This is a genomic window from Brevibacillus centrosporus (assembly GCF_046622605.1).
GTDB classification, from domain to species: Bacteria; Bacillota; Bacilli; order Brevibacillales; family Brevibacillaceae; genus Brevibacillus; species Brevibacillus centrosporus.
Genome location: NZ_CP176856.1, coordinates 5,008,740 through 5,022,800 on the forward strand (window position 1 = coordinate 5,008,740; position 14,061 = coordinate 5,022,800).

Genomic DNA, 14,061 nt, shown 5'->3' on the forward strand with positions numbered 1-14,061 from the left:
AAGCCACTCATCCCTTTTATTCGCACAAAAAACGACAGCCATCCTTACTCTCTGGCTGCCGTTTCCCTAGTTGCTATGCCTGTCGTTTTGCCGCTTTCCTACTGCTGAGCCTGATCGGAGTCCTCGTCCGCTGGATTGACCTGCCACGTCTGGGCGAGGGGCGAAAAAGGGACTCCCAGCTGGGTGGCGTCCTCTCTTTCTACTGCCTCGGCGAGTGTTCCGGTCAATGGCTCTGTATATTCGATATGTTCATCCCTCATGGCCTTCTCTCCTCCCTGCTGTTGCTTTTCAGTGTGAGGAGTTTGCGTGACTTTATGCAGAGGGAGTTGCTGTAATCTCTACCTGATAGCCTGCGTGCTTGCGCGTTTGAAACACACCGTTGTCAAAAATCAGGTACTGTGCTTTGACGCCAATCAGGCGGCCACCGAGCTTCTCTTCTTTGTCCAATGTTTTGGAATTGATTTTGTCCAACGATTCCAAAATCGGATAAGTGATATCCACCCATTCGTCCTCGCGATACTGGAAAGGCTTGAACTCGTCAGGGAAATGGCTGTATACCTCGTCACGCATCGCGAGCAGGTCGATCTCCTTGACGTCGCCCTTGAGCATTTTTCGCCAGTTGGTCTTGTCCGGCAAGTATTGGCTGAGATGAAACTCCAGCTGTCCTGCCATGCGGCGTGTAGGTACTTCCGCAATCGGAATCGCCCGGATCGCCCCCTGATCCACCCAGCGCTTCAGCTGGTTGTGCTTGCGGGTCAAGCCCACCTTCATATCGCTGGAAACCGCCAGATAGACCAAATGGGGAATCATGCAGTACGTTTCGCCGAAGCTTTCATCCCGGCAGGTCCCCAAGTCAAAATGACATTCGTGCGGTTTGACGATGCACAGGTCATTTTCCGGCAGTTTGGTGAAACAGGGGTAGCAATACCCGCTGTTAAAGGTCTTGTTGGTTTTTCGGCCACAGGCGATGCAGTTCTTTTCGCCTAAAAATGTAATCGACAGCTCGCTACCCAGCCATTCGTTCAATGGCATGCGCTCCTCGCCAATTTGCAAATAGTAGTCAACAGGCTTGTCCTTCCCGTGATACTCGTGGGTGAGTCCATGTAAAATACCGCGGAGTTCCACCGAATTCTCTCCTCTCCTATGTACGGTCAACTCATTCTACCATATCCCCTCCCCCTGCTGGACGCTGTTTTCTTTTGGCAGCATGTTTTCCCTGCAGGGGGTGAACCTAAAGCCATATCTGAACGAAGGAGGCGATCGTCATGCGCCATCGCGCGATCTACGTTTGTCTCGTCGCCTGCCTTCTTGGCTGGGGCATCATGCCTGTCTGGGCGGGCGCTTCTACTCCGTTTTACGAACCGATCCACCGGATACACACGCAGAAAAAGGTCGTTGCGCTTACGTTTGATGACGGCCCTGATGCGAAGTACACGCCGAAAATCCTGGAAGTGCTCCATCAGAACAACATACGTGCTACCTTTTTTGTGCTAGGCTCTCAGGTGGATAAGCATCCTCGGGTCATGCAATGGATTTACAAAGCTGGACACGAGATCGGGAATCACGGCTACCATCATTTGGATCTGAACAAGCTGACCGAGCATGAGGTCTACGAAGACATCAGGCACGGTGAGCGCTCGATCTTGAGGACGACAGGCATTCTTGCGCAGTACTACCGACCTCCTGGAGGTGTCATGACGCATGACGTGATGAACGCTGTCCAGTCCAGCGGCTACGATATCATTCACTGGTCCGTTGACCCACGGGATTGGTCCCTTGCCCGAACCGCTTCTGTCATCGCGAAAAGTGTAAAGAGCAACGTCTCCCCTGGCGATATTATCCTCTTTCATGACGGCGGCCTGAACCAGCGTCAGACTGTAGCAGCCCTGCAAGAGCTCATTACGGATTTGCGCTCACAGGGATATCGGTTTGTCACCGTCAGCCAGCTGCTGGATGCAGCCAAATGAGCACGACGCCTAGTCAGTAGAAAAGCACCAGCGCTCACTGAAGTGCACCCCTTAGAATAGACATTGGAAAAACCCCTAGGGAAATCCGATGTAATTCTAGGGGGTGTATTTTTATGGCAATGAAAGGTCAGAAGTATAAGTCGTATCCTGAATCCATGAAAATGGAGGCGATTCGTTTACATCTCGAGGAAAAGTGGACTTATCGGCAGATCACCGAGCACTTTGGTATTCAAGATAAAGACCGCGTAAAGAAATGGATGAAAAAGTATAAACAACTTGGAGAGTTTGGCTTTCTCGATCAGCGAGGTCGACGCCAGGCGTATATCGACCAGGATCGATATGTTCAACAATTGAGGCGGGAGAATCACATGCTAAAAAAGTGTTGGGAAATTTGGATGCGGGAGGTGCAGCACAGAAGTACTCCATCATAAAAGCAGCAGTTGGCGAGTACAGCGTCACGGAACTTTGCAAGCTGTTTGGCGTTTCAAGAAGTGGATACTATGCGTATGTAAAGCGACAGAATGTTGATCGAGACAGACCGGTGAGAGATCTCATCCAGAGTGTGTATACGAAGTATGATGGGAAATATGGATATCGACAAATCCAATTGTTTTTGCTGCACGATCATGGAGTGTGGATCAATCATAAGAAGGTTCTGCGTTTGATGCAAGAAATGGGACTCCGTTCTCGAATTCGTCGCAAGCATCGTAATCATTATGCTTCATCTGAAGGAGGACGAGTTGCTGAGAATGTACTGCAGCGTGATTTCAGAGCACAGGCTCCCAATCAAAAGTGGGTAACCGATATCACGCAGTACCGTGTGAAAGATACTTGGCTGTACGTATCGGCCATTAAAGATTTATTCAATAACGAGATCGTGGCTTATCACATGGACGTTAAAAATGACAGACAACTCGTCCTTCAAACCTTTACGAAAGCCTTTGAAAAGACGAAAGACGTGACTGGACTGATCGTTCATAGCGACCAAGGATGCCAGTACACGTCCTACGATTACCACGACATGCTGCCTACGGTTGGCGCCCAAATCAGCATGTCGAGGAGAGGCAATTGTTACGATAATGCCTCTATGGAGAGCTTCTTCTCGCATCTCAAAACGGAAGGACTCTACCCTTATGATATCCGAAATCTGGATGAGGCACAAAGACGAATTGAAGAATATATCCAATTTTATAACGAAAGTCGGCCGCAACGAAAACTGAAAAAGCTGACGCCGGTAGAGTACCGACGCCAGCATACTGCCTAGGGCTTTTTTCAATGTCCACTAAATGGGGTCTTGACCACACTCGATAACGAGGCGTCTGGTGCCTTCTGTTTTCCTAACAGCTGCCGGTCATTTCACCAGGACCTTTCCTAAGAACGAACGCAGGCGCTCGTTTTGCGTGTCATCGAAAATTTCCTTTGGCTTGCCTTCTGCCATAATAATTCCCTGATCCATAAAGATGACGCGGTCGCCCACCTCTCGTGCGAAGCCCATTTCATGCGTCACGACGATCATGGTCATTCCTTCCTTGGCAAGATCCTTCATGACCGCCAGTACCTCTCCGACCAATTCCGGATCGAGGGCAGAGGTCGGCTCGTCGAACAGCATGACTTTTGGATTCATTGCCAAGGCCCTTGCGATTGCCACGCGCTGCATTTGCCCGCCTGACAGTTTGTCCGGGTAGACGTCAGCTTTGTCTTTTAGCCCTACTTTATTCAGCAGCGCAAGTCCGCGCTCACGTGCCTGCTCCTGAGGGACTTTCCGTACCTTGACTGGCGCGAGCATGACGTTTTCCAGAACGGTCTTATGAGGGAACAGATTGAAGCGCTGAAAAACCATTCCCACATCTTCCCGCACTTTATTGATATCTACCTTGGGGTCATTCAAATCGTGGCCATTGATGACGATTCGGCCACTTGTCGATGCCTCCAGCTGGTTGAGACAGCGCAAAAACGTGCTCTTCCCCGATCCGGAAGGCCCGATGACACAGACTACTTCTCGCTCAGCGACCTGTGTCGTAATGCCCTTTAGGACCTGTAAGTCCCCGTAGTTTTTTTTCAGATCCGTTACTTGAATGATCACGTCTGGACCCCCTATATCCGTCTATTCACTATTGCTCGTTCTTATAGTTTACCTTAATAGTAGAAAAATTGCATGAATTTCGAACATGCCCTCTTGCGAAAAAGACCGGGCAGCCCATAAACGGTGTCCGGTCCTCTTCCTTTTGGCAAAAGCAGCTTGGATCAGCCTTTGGACGTCCCTAGATCGCAGAACCCTTTTGCACATGTGCACGATTCGCAGGAGCTGTGCGCTGGCGGTGTCGTCCGCTTTTGTTTGTTCTGAGTCGATAGATAATGCAGCAGGCGAGCTGAGTTGAGCACGACCAGCACAGAGGTTGCATTGTGCACGAATGCCCCTCCGACCGGCCCCAATATCCCGAGCATCGCGAGTCCGACCGCCGCCAGATTGATCGTGCTGGAAACAATCAGGTTTTCCCGAATGACCTGTAGTGTTTTGCGCCCCAGCTTTACGGCATCCGCCACCTTGGAAATATCATCGGTCATGATGACGATATCCGCCGCTTCGGCTGCGATCTGCGTCCCCCCTGCCCCCATGGCGATGCCGACGTGGGCAGATGTCAATGCGGGTGCATCGTTAATGCCGTCCCCGACCATCCCGACGATCAGCCCCTGCTTCCGATATTCCTCCACGCGCTGATACTTGGCTTCGGGGAATTGCTCGGCGAAAACAGTGGTTACCCCGGCTTGGCGGGCAATATGCGTGGCTGCTCCCTGGTTATCGCCGGTCAGCATGGCGATTTCCCCAACTCCGTGCAGGCGAAGCAGCCCCACCGTTTCACGCGACTCTACGCGAACTCGGTCTGCCAACGACACCATCCCGACCAGCTTGCTTTCGCTCGCTACGAAAACGGCGGTTTGGCCCGTTTTTTCCTGCTCTTCCTGCAGCTGTCGCAGCTCATCGGTGGAAACACCCATTTCCGCAAAGAAGCGCCGGTTCCCTACGAGCACTTCCTTGCCTTCGATACGTCCGGAAACGCCATTACCCGGATGCACCAGAAACGATTCTACCTCAGGCAGCTCCAAACGCTGTGCCTCGCCGGCAGCAACGATGGCTTGTGCCAAAGGATGCTCGGAATGACGCTCCAGTGCAGCAGCTACGCGCAGGACGTCCTCTTGTCTTACGCTGCGCAGCCGAGCGACACCTGTGACTTGGAGTTTGCCTTCCGTGAGAGTCCCGGTCTTGTCGAGCAACAGGGCGTTGACCAAACCGATCTGTTCCAGTGCTACCCCACTTTTGATCAAAATGCCGTGCTTGGCGGCGCTGCCGATCCCAGCCATGATAGCCGTAGGCGTGGCAAGCACGAGCGCACACGGGCAAAAGACGATCAGAATCGTCACAGCCCGAACCATATCTCCGGTAAGGAAGAACATCAAAGCAGCAAGTGCGAGACTGCTCGGCACGATCCACGCTGCCCATTTATCCAGCAAACGCTGTACAGGCGCTTTACGCTCCATCGCTTCTACTACCAGTCGCGTCACTTTGGCAAACGCGGTTTCCTCCCCGACCCGCTGCGCCACTACTTCGATCGAACCATTTGTATTGATCGTACCCATGAATACTTCGTCGCCCAATCGTTTTTCGACCGGCAGCGATTCTCCTGTAAGTGCTGCCTGATTGACAGCAGCCTGACCGCTCGCCACAATCCCATCTACAGGGACCTTCTCCCCTGGCTTCACTAGGATCAAATCACCGCGAGCAACCTGTTCCAGCACCACCTCTACCCATTCATCCTGCCGTTTGATTCTCGCTGTTTGCGGAGCCATCTGCACCATCTCTTCCAGCGCAGAGGCTGCCTTTGCCACCGTCCGATTTTCCAGCCACATCCCCAGCATCATGATCAGTGCCACTTCTCCAGCAGCAAAAATTTCACCGATGGCTACAGCAGCGACGATCGCGATCGTCACCAGCACATCGCTATTGATCGTCTTTTTGATAAACAGCTCTTTTAGCGCTGCCCAGGCAATCGGAAGCCCGCACAGAAACACGGCCAACCAGGAAGTGTCCAGCCCTCCTATCTCTCCATACAGCCAGCTGACTAACAGTCCTGCACCTGACACGATCATTGCCGTCTTTTGCAGCATGCGGCTCATCTCCCTTTTTTTCTATCGTCTTTTCCATTTCGGGCATTCGTTGTTGAGAAAGAGAATCAGACTTATTTCCCCCGTAAAAACAGTGGAAGCTGCTGCCCGAAGGCAACAGCATCCTAATTGATAATGATTATCCCTATCTTTACCTAGGCGAATTTTTTTGCCTAAAGGAAATAATTTTATAATTATTCTAATTTAGTATCTTCCCTTCGTCAATCCCATTTTTTCCAACTGGCTTCTGATGCGTAACTCGTCCGTTTGCTGCTCATGCTAAAGAACGAGGTGGTTTTCATGCAACGAAAAAAATGGGTGGCCCTACTGATTGTCCTAGTTGTATTTGCAGCAGGACTCTGTGTGGAATTCGTGTCGGGAGCGTACGATGAATTGGCGGAAAGTCCGGGCTTTTCCTGGGATGAAAATATCGTATCCGGGTCGGGTACGGACAAAATCGTCCAGCTGTTTGTGAACGGTGTCATCTCAGGCGAACAAAACGCGACCGGGATGCCGTCCATGAGCGAGCTTCTTTCCGAGCAGCTGCGGCGTGTAGAAGAAGACGAAAACGTCAAAGCTCTGGTGCTGCGAATCGATAGTCCCGGCGGAGAAGTCGTCGCGACCGATGAGCTGCATACTCGCATCTTGCATCTTAAGCAATTGCGCCATATTCCTGTCGTGGTAAGCATGGGATCGACTGCAGCCTCCGGGGGCTATTATTTGGCTACAACCGGTGACAGCATTTTTGCCAATCCCAATACTCTGACCGGAAGTCTCGGTGTTATTTTCAACCTCTTCAACTACAGTGACGCAGCCAAAAAGCTCGGTGTACATCAGTTTGCCATCAAAAGCGGTCGTTTCAAGGACATCGGAAGTCCTTCCCGTCCGCTCACGGACCCCGAGCGGCAAATCTTTCAGACACTGGTCAACGAAAGCTACAACAAGTTCGTGGACGTGATTGTCAAGGGACGCAACCTCTCCCGTCAACGCGTCCTGGAAATCGCAGATGGACGCGTCTATTCCGGCGAACAGGCAAAAAGGCTGGGTCTCATTGACCAATTTGGTGATCTGGAGGAAGCTACCCGCTATGCGTTATCGCTCTCTGGCTCGCCCGAAGCTATGGTGGTTCGTTATACCGACCAGCTGTCGATCAGCAAGCTGCTGCTGAGCATGAAGCAGTACTGGTCCAATCCAGATCCGCTGGGATTAACACGCGTGCTGGAGCGAAACGGCTCTCCCAAGCTGCTGTATCAATTCATGCCTTAAGCTTTCAAGCGTGCACAGACTGTATACACACAAGTAAAGGGAGGTGCTCTGTCATGAAGGAAACATCGTTTGACTATCAACCCGTTGTGATCTCACAGACCGATCATCAGACGGAATCTCCTATCGTCCATGACTATGCGGGTTTTTGGATTCGGGTGGCGGCTACTCTGCTGGACTCCCTTTTCCTTGTGGGACTCAACATGCTGGTCTTCAATCCGCTCCGCAGGGCCTTTGGTGTATCCGACGCCTTTTTTTCCATGATTGACCTGACCGAAATCATCATCGATCTCCTGTATATGATTCTGTTGACCTGGTGGAGTGGCCAGACGCTGGGCAAAGTCATCCTAGGCATTCGGGTGATCAACGCTCGCCAGACAAGAGGGAATCTGGGACTTGGGCAGGTTTTCCTGCGTGAGGTCATCGGCAAATTTCTTTCGTCTCTTCCCTTTTCACTCGGGTATATGTGGGTGGGCTGGAACCAACGGAAGCAAGGCTGGCACGACCTGCTGGCCAAAACCTTCGTAATCCGGGAACGCCGTATGTGAAAGGGGCTAGGGTCTTATATAACGGCTGGACAAACCAATCTTTCTCCCTATTGTCGGACGGTACGTTGACCGCCTACAATTACCTCCATGGCAATGCCAACTCGAGGAGGGAGCATGATGCGCAAATTACGTACGTCCAGTATCCTCGCCGTGAGCCTTTCTATCGCTCTATTCGGCTCTCTGCTGCCAGTCCATGCTGTGACTGCAGCGCCCGTCGCAACTGCTGTTGCCAGTACGATGAGCGTCTACGGTATCCAGCTGGGGATGAGCAGCGCTCAGGTTGCGAAGATTCTGGGGAATCCCGTCCGCAAAGATCCAAGTACGACCGGAGTCGAATGGTGGATCTACAATAAAGATCTTCGTCACTATATCCAAGTAGGAATGCAAAAAGACAAGGTCGTGACATTGTTCTCCAACGGCCTTTAGGTCAATCTCAAAGGGATCGGCATCGGAACGGGCACAGATGCTTTGCAAAAGGCATGGGGTGCCCCAACAAGCTCGTTGGATATTACCCCTACCCTGAAAATCAACAACAACACAATCAGCCATCCTTCCTATGCGCAAAACAATCAAATCGTGACCTTTTCGATCGATCAACTGGGAGGCAATAAGGTCGCAGGTGTACGAATCTCTACCCCGGAGCATTTCTCCACCATTGCCATGGAGTTGATGTATCCGATTGCGTACAAGGCTCTCCCTGCTCAGCCTGTATTGACGGACGAGCAGCGCAAGCAAGCAGCACGCGCCGTTGAAAGGGAAAATTTCGACTTACTTAACATCGCCAGATCCAGGGCGAATCTGCCGTTGCTTACTTGGGACGAAAGCGTGGCAGCAGTCGCTCGTGCTCACAGCCTGGATATGGTACAGAACAACTATTTCAATCATGTGTCCCCCAAGACCGGTAGTCCATTTGATCGACTGAAGCGTGCAGGCATTTCGTTTGGCTACGCCGGGGAGAACATCGCATACGGACAACTGGACGGCATCGAAGTCCATATGGGCTGGATGAACTCTGCCGGCCATCGTCAAAATTTGCTGAATCCTCATTTCAAGCAGCTAGGAGTCGGCGTCTCCTACAAGGGGACACAGCCCTTCTACACGCAAAACTTTGTATCCAGATAAAAGGTCCTACCAAAAGAAAAATAGCCTGTTCCGATTGGACGCATATCATTTCGGACAGGCTCTTCTTTTTTCGCTACTGTTTTAGCAAGTGCTTCATTACCTTCCCGAGGCCATTGACCGGCAAGCTGCTCACAAAAACGACCTCAGGGATTTTATAAGCTGCCAACCTCTGGCGGCACGCCTCCACGATCTCCTCTTCCGTCAAAGGGCTTCCCTGCTTTTTGACCACATAGGCGCGCGGGACCTCTCCCAACGTTTCATGAGCGACTCCTACTACAGCCACTTCCATGACATCCGGAATATGGTCGATCAAATCCTCGACTTCGATCGGATATACGTTGTCCCCACCGACCAGGATCATTTCCTTATAGCGCCCGGAAATGTACAAAAAGCCCTCATCCAATTTTCCTGCATCCCCCATGTGATACCAGCCATCGATCAGCACTTTGGCTGTCGCTTCCGGGTTATGCAAATAGCCTTTGAAAAGATAGGGACTTTTGATCGCCACTTCCCCTACCTGTCCTGCCGGCACTTCTTCCCCCGTTTCGGGGTCCAGAATCTTCACCTGCACATCGAGGAACGGCCTCCCTACAGAATCCGTGCTGCTCATATGAAACAGTGGATGCACCGCCAAAAAACGGGCATGCTCTGTTCGCGCACGACTCCTGCTCAAATACGTATCGTAGCAGCCGTGAGAGATCATGCATCCTTTTGGCGTCCCTGTTGTCCCCGATGTGAACAAAATGACGGCGAGATCATCCTCTGTCATAGCTACCTTCGGCAAAGGCTCCATTGACTCTCTCGTGAAGATTTCAGCATATTCATTGGCCATTTCCAGTCCATTTCCCGTTATGACCAGCCTTTCGACTAACCCTTGCTCACGGATCAATGCGACGGCTTCTTCAAAGTCTTGATCGTAAAACATGAGCTTGGGCTTCGCGATTTGCAAAATGCCCGCCAGCTCAAAGCCGGTCAACCGCCAGTTCAACGGGATCGCTACCGCACCGATTTTCATGATCGCAAGCAAGATCGTCGGATACGGATGATCGTTCTTGCACAGAATCCCGACCAAATCTCCTTTTTTTACACCTGCGGCCACCATAAAGGCTGCTAACTGATTGGTGCGTTCATCCAGCTCCTTATACGTAAACGTGCAGGAAGCCGAAACAATGGCTTCGATCTCTGGCGATTTTTTGGCGCTCTTCTCTAAATACTGGTGCAGGGTTCCCATTGGATTGCCTCCCACCGTCCATCCGGATATGTTCTCCTTTACTATGTGCCGATTTCATGCCTAGAAAACTTGGCCCCAACAAAAAACTCCCCCAAGCATCGGGAGAGTTTTTTGCCTTGTCTATTGCACCGTTACTTTAGTGGCAGCAGGAGCGGGCGGCGTCGGGCTGTCATCGGAAAAGAACGGAATAAGCACCAGACTGATCACGAAAAACAAGATCCAAACGAGACCCCGCTTAAAAACAGACGGAGTAAGCATCGGGTCAACCCCTTCCAAACTTTGCGATCTTACTATTCCTATTCTTACGCTTCCCACCCCTGTGCCCGTTTATTCTTTCTTCCCCTTTTTTCTGCTATTTTTTTGCAATAGGACGAGCTTTTCTACAAAAAAAGGCGCCTTCCTCCCGGAGAAAGACACCCTCTTGCGTGTTCCTTTACTTTTCCAGCGGCAATGGAACCTGCTGCTTCTGTGCTGTGCCTCTGCGGGCCGCCAGACAAGCAGCAGCAAACACCAGCAAAGAAGCTCCCATCAGCCAGAATATCGTCCACGGCTCCCACCATTCCATCAAGACACCATTTACGTTGGGAGCGAGGATGCTTGCTGTGCCAAAGTTGATCGCTGCGATGATCCCTGCAGTCGGTACCATGGAAGCCGGCAAAATGTCAGCGGCAAAAGCCAGACCCAGTGAATAAAAGGACCCGACTGCCGCTCCCGCGATGGCGAGCAGCAGCATCATGAACCATACGTTTTCGCCCGACAACGGGAACAGGAAAAAGGCAATTCCCCCGATGATGGCACAGACGGTCATGACTCGTTTGCGCCCCAGTCGATCGCTCAGCGTCCCCAACGGCATTTGTAGCAAGATACTTCCCACGACAAAGGATGGAAGGATAATCGATACCCACTCGAGGGAAATACCCGTGCGCAATGCGTAAACCGGAAAGCTGCCGTTCAGGGATGTCTCCATAAACCCGTATAAAAAGGATGGAATCAAGGCCAGCCAGCCGATTCGCAATACGGTTGCATACTTGTTTTCCTTCTTTTCCGTCTGGACAATCACTTCCGGATAATCGTTTTTCATCCGTGCGAGCAGGAAAAAACCTACCGCGTACAAGATGAGCAGCATTCCAAACGGCACCCACAGTCCAAGCGGCAGCAGATTCAAGCCCAGAGGCCCTGCGCTGAAGCCTACCCCGTACGCCAATCCATAAGCGGAGAGATCGCGTCCACGGGTTTCTGGGGAAGATATTTTCGTAACCCACATTTGGCTGGAGTAGTGCAAGGCAGAGTCGCCTACCCCCATCAGAAAACGAAGCACAAACCAAACCGCCAAGTGAGAAAAAAGCGGGATCAGCGCAGTCGCTATGGTCACCAAGACCAGACCACAAATAATCGTTGTACGATAGCCAAGCTTTCGTAGCGGAATCTCCATAAATGGCGAAATCAAAACCATCCCGATATACAGGGCTGCTGCATTGAGCCCGTTTACCAGGGAAGAGATGCCCTGTTGTTCTAGCAATACTGCCAGTAGTGGAATCGATAATCCCTGGCTCAATCCAGCAATCGCTACCACTAAAATCAACACCCAAAAGGTGTATCGCGAGGCTGACATCGGTGTTGATCTCCTCTCTATCTGTAATCGCTCTCCGTTCCCTATCCCTTCATTGTAACGGATGCATGGCCCAGCTGTAGCTGGTACATTTTTTGATACAAGCCATCCTGTGCCATCAGTTCTTCATGCGTTCCCCGCTCAACGACCTCTCCTCGAGACAGCACCAGGATCTGATCCGCATGCTGGATCGTCGACAAGCGATGGGCGATGATAAAAGTCGTACGTCCGCGCGACAGGACATGCAAGGCCTCCTGAATCGCCGACTCAGTCTCGCTGTCGATGCTCGCAGTCGCCTCATCCAGGATCAAAATGGCTGGATCCGCTGCCAAGGCCCGAGCAAAGGAGATGAGCTGACGCTGACCTGCCGAGAGGGTCATGCCTCGTTCTACCACTGGCTCGTCATACCCGCCCGGAAGCTGGCGGATAAACTCGTCGGCCCGCACAGCCTCTGCAGCATTTCGGACGACCTCGTCTGTGATGGCCTCGTTGTACATGCGAATATTAAAGCCGATGCTGCCCGTAAATAAAAACGGGTCCTGCAGCACCAGTCCCACATGCTGTCGCAATGCCTGCGTATCAATCTCGCTCATGTCCTTGCCATCGATCAAAATCTTGCCATTCGTGACGGCATAAAAACCGAGCAGCAGGTTCATCAACGAGCTTTTCCCCGAGCCCGTATGGCCAACCAAAGCAATCGTCTGCCCAGGCTTCGCCGTGAACGAGACGTTCTTCAGCACGTATTCGTCCCCTGTGTAGGCAAACGATACTTGATCAAAGACGACTTCTCCCTTTGGCCGTTCAATGGGCTGATTGGGTGTACCTTTTTGTATCTCCTGCTCCGTATCGAGGATGTCGAATACACGTTTTGCCGAGATCGTGGCTTGCTGTAGCTGCGAGAGCCGGTTCATGATCATATTGATTGGCTCGAAGAAACGTCCCATGTAATCGACGAAAGCGAATAAGGCCCCAAAGGAAATGGCGCTGTGGAAAGAGGTCGATCCGTAATACCAGACGATCAGTGTCAGTGTTACCTTCCAAATCAGATCGACGGCAGGTCTGAGCAGCAGCGACTCGATGTTGTTCTCCTTCAGCTTCACCTTGAAATACTCTTCGTTCACATCCGCAAACTCCTGCTGGACGCCTTTTTCCCGTCGGAACGCTTGAACAATCGCCATATTCTGGATCATCTCGTTAATCGTCGCATTCATGTCACTGAGCCTTGCACGGATAATCGCATAATAGCGGGAGCTGTATTTGTGGTAGACCATGACAAGCACCACCAGCACAGGAACGGTCAAAAAGCTGATCAAGGCAAGCTCGGGCTGCAAAATGTAAAGCGCCACGAGAATCCCGATCAAGTAGATGCCGTTTTGTACAAAGGTAGCCAGCACGCTGACGTACAGCTCGCGAATCGCCTCGGTATCATTGCTGACACGGGAGACGAGCGAACCTACCGGCGTCTTGTCAAAAAAGGAAACCGGCAGCTTTTGCAAATGGATGAACAGCTTCATCCGCATCTGCTGAATGATGCGCTGGGCGATCGTTTGCAGCGCTAAAATCTGAACGTAGTTAAACCCGGCCGAGAGCAAAATGAGCACGCCGTAGCTTACAGACAGCCAAATAATCGGCGAAAACTCGCTTTGATACATCGACTTTACTTCCTCAGATGTCAGACGAACCCCTGTCAAAGTCGTGCCCGTTCCTTCTGTTCCATCGTTTGTGACTACTTCTACTCGTTCACGCCCATTTTCTGCAGGTAAAGCTGTCATCTTCTTCTCCGCATTGGGGTTCACAGCCCCATGTACGAGATAATAGGTGGTTCCTTCCGCCAGTATGCTCACCGGTTTCGCCTGTGTAGCTTGTGGGCTCACACCTGCCTCTTGGAGCAAATCCTGCCGTACGTAGTACTTGCCGTCCACCGAAACCGCTACATTCGCAGCGGCCTGGGGAAGCTCTCCGTATTCATACCAAGGCTTTTGTATCGCGAGAATGTGATTGTCGATCAGCACCTTCGCCAAAAATGGGCCCGCCAGCTCTGCACTGGTGCCAAGCAAGAGCAAAAGCAGCGCACCGAAAATCTGTTTCCGAAACGGTTTCGCAAAATCAACCAGCCGTTTCCCTACCTTTTGCCCGCTCATGAACGGCTCTCCTCCCTGT

15 protein-coding genes are annotated in these 14,061 nt (G+C 51.7%); 7 read left to right on the plus strand and 8 right to left on the minus strand.

From position 1 onward, the window contains the following. Positions 1-98 precede the first annotated feature (98 nt). Both ACLIN2_RS25255 and ACLIN2_RS25260 read right to left on the minus strand, forming a co-directional pair. Positions 99-260: a hypothetical protein gene (locus tag ACLIN2_RS25255; RefSeq protein WP_170184517.1), complete on the minus strand. Its 162-nt coding sequence runs from the start codon at positions 258-260 to the stop codon at positions 99-101. Between the two features lie 52 nt (positions 261-312). Further along, complete coding sequence (locus ACLIN2_RS25260) at positions 313-1,125, minus strand: DUF2797 domain-containing protein (RefSeq protein ID WP_092273295.1); 813 nt, start codon at positions 1,123-1,125, stop codon at positions 313-315. A gap of 140 nt (positions 1,126-1,265) precedes the next feature. Between ACLIN2_RS25260 and ACLIN2_RS25265 the strand changes: the two genes are divergently transcribed. The 3 genes from ACLIN2_RS25265 (at position 1,266) to ACLIN2_RS25275 (ending at position 3,231) form a co-directional block, all read left to right on the plus strand. Continuing rightward, positions 1,266-1,967 carry a polysaccharide deacetylase family protein gene (locus tag ACLIN2_RS25265; protein WP_122961228.1) on the plus strand — a complete coding sequence of 234 codons (702 nt, stop codon included), beginning with the start codon at positions 1,266-1,268 and terminating at the stop codon, positions 1,965-1,967. Between the two features lie 113 nt (positions 1,968-2,080). After that, positions 2,081-2,398 (plus strand): helix-turn-helix domain-containing protein, encoded by a 318-nt coding sequence (locus ACLIN2_RS25270; protein ID WP_122923884.1) that lies wholly within the window; start codon positions 2,081-2,083, stop codon positions 2,396-2,398. Continuing rightward, entirely contained in the window at positions 2,359-3,231 is an 873-nt protein-coding gene (locus tag ACLIN2_RS25275; RefSeq protein ID WP_411501818.1) for an IS3 family transposase, read from the plus strand. Before ACLIN2_RS25270 ends, ACLIN2_RS25275 begins: the two co-directional genes overlap by 40 nt. A gap of 87 nt (positions 3,232-3,318) precedes the next feature. Here ACLIN2_RS25275 and ACLIN2_RS25280 read toward each other — a convergent pair whose 3' ends face one another. Next, complete coding sequence (locus ACLIN2_RS25280) at positions 3,319-4,050, minus strand: amino acid ABC transporter ATP-binding protein (RefSeq protein WP_400584722.1); 732 nt, start codon at positions 4,048-4,050, stop codon at positions 3,319-3,321. Between the two features lie 161 nt (positions 4,051-4,211). Beyond that, positions 4,212-6,131, minus strand: coding sequence for a heavy metal translocating P-type ATPase (locus ACLIN2_RS25285; RefSeq protein WP_411502486.1), 1,920 nt, complete (start codon positions 6,129-6,131; stop codon positions 4,212-4,214). Positions 6,132-6,428: 297 nt separating this feature from the next. On the opposite strand from ACLIN2_RS25285, the gene sppA reads away from it, so the two are divergent. The 4 genes from sppA to ACLIN2_RS25305 all read left to right on the plus strand — a co-directional run bounded on the left by sppA (position 6,429) and on the right by ACLIN2_RS25305 (position 9,061). Beyond that, a complete protein-coding gene (gene sppA, locus ACLIN2_RS25290) occupies positions 6,429-7,394 on the plus strand; it encodes a signal peptide peptidase SppA (protein ID WP_092273283.1) in 966 nt (321 codons plus the stop codon). A 53-nt stretch (positions 7,395-7,447) separates the two neighbouring features. After that, positions 7,448-7,939 (plus strand): RDD family protein, encoded by a 492-nt coding sequence (locus ACLIN2_RS25295; RefSeq protein ID WP_400584729.1) that lies wholly within the window; start codon positions 7,448-7,450, stop codon positions 7,937-7,939. 117 nt (positions 7,940-8,056) lie between these two features. Then, on the plus strand, positions 8,057-8,365 hold the full coding sequence (locus ACLIN2_RS25300; RefSeq protein ID WP_411502487.1) for a CAP-associated domain-containing protein: 309 nt from the start codon (positions 8,057-8,059) through the stop codon (positions 8,363-8,365). A 42-nt stretch (positions 8,366-8,407) separates the two neighbouring features. After that, entirely contained in the window at positions 8,408-9,061 is a 654-nt protein-coding gene (locus ACLIN2_RS25305) for a CAP domain-containing protein (protein ID WP_411502488.1), read from the plus strand. Between the two features lie 73 nt (positions 9,062-9,134). Here the strand turns inward: ACLIN2_RS25305 and ACLIN2_RS25310 are convergent, their stop codons facing one another. The 4 genes from ACLIN2_RS25310 to ACLIN2_RS25325 all read right to left on the minus strand — a co-directional run bounded on the left by ACLIN2_RS25310 (position 9,135) and on the right by ACLIN2_RS25325 (position 14,042). Next, positions 9,135-10,292: a class I adenylate-forming enzyme family protein gene (locus tag ACLIN2_RS25310; RefSeq protein WP_411502489.1), complete on the minus strand. Its 1,158-nt coding sequence runs from the start codon at positions 10,290-10,292 to the stop codon at positions 9,135-9,137. Between the two features lie 120 nt (positions 10,293-10,412). Beyond that, the gene (locus ACLIN2_RS25315; RefSeq protein ID WP_175530573.1) at positions 10,413-10,550 is read right to left on the minus strand and encodes a hypothetical protein; all 138 of its coding nucleotides are present in this window, start codon (positions 10,548-10,550) and stop codon (positions 10,413-10,415) included. 175 nt (positions 10,551-10,725) lie between these two features. Further along, positions 10,726-11,904 carry an MFS transporter gene (locus ACLIN2_RS25320; protein WP_400584739.1) on the minus strand — a complete coding sequence of 393 codons (1,179 nt, stop codon included), beginning with the start codon at positions 11,902-11,904 and terminating at the stop codon, positions 10,726-10,728. A gap of 41 nt (positions 11,905-11,945) precedes the next feature. Further along, positions 11,946-14,042, minus strand: coding sequence for an ABC transporter ATP-binding protein (locus ACLIN2_RS25325; RefSeq protein WP_411502490.1), 2,097 nt, complete (start codon positions 14,040-14,042; stop codon positions 11,946-11,948). Positions 14,043-14,061: the final 19 nt, after the last annotated feature.

Excerpts from the sequence above, each read along its gene's own strand:
- ACLIN2_RS25255 (WP_170184517.1), bottom strand. The coding sequence starts at position 260 with ATGAGGGATGAACATATCGAATATACAGAGCCATTGACCGGAACACTC.
- ACLIN2_RS25265 (WP_122961228.1), top strand. The coding sequence starts at position 1,266 with ATGCGCCATCGCGCGATCTACGTTTGTCTCGTCGCCTGCCTTCTTGGC.
- ACLIN2_RS25270 (WP_122923884.1), top strand. The coding sequence starts at position 2,081 with ATGGCAATGAAAGGTCAGAAGTATAAGTCGTATCCTGAATCCATGAAA.
- ACLIN2_RS25285 (WP_411502486.1), bottom strand. The coding sequence starts at position 6,131 with ATGCTGCAAAAGACGGCAATGATCGTGTCAGGTGCAGGACTGTTAGTC.
- sppA (WP_092273283.1), top strand. The coding sequence starts at position 6,429 with ATGCAACGAAAAAAATGGGTGGCCCTACTGATTGTCCTAGTTGTATTT.
- ACLIN2_RS25295 (WP_400584729.1), top strand. The coding sequence starts at position 7,448 with ATGAAGGAAACATCGTTTGACTATCAACCCGTTGTGATCTCACAGACC.
- ACLIN2_RS25300 (WP_411502487.1), top strand. The coding sequence starts at position 8,057 with ATGCGCAAATTACGTACGTCCAGTATCCTCGCCGTGAGCCTTTCTATC.
- ACLIN2_RS25310 (WP_411502489.1), bottom strand. The coding sequence starts at position 10,292 with ATGGGAACCCTGCACCAGTATTTAGAGAAGAGCGCCAAAAAATCGCCA.
- ACLIN2_RS25315 (WP_175530573.1), bottom strand. The coding sequence starts at position 10,550 with ATGCTTACTCCGTCTGTTTTTAAGCGGGGTCTCGTTTGGATCTTGTTT.
- ACLIN2_RS25320 (WP_400584739.1), bottom strand. The coding sequence starts at position 11,904 with ATGTCAGCCTCGCGATACACCTTTTGGGTGTTGATTTTAGTGGTAGCG.
- ACLIN2_RS25325 (WP_411502490.1), bottom strand. The coding sequence starts at position 14,042 with ATGAGCGGGCAAAAGGTAGGGAAACGGCTGGTTGATTTTGCGAAACCG.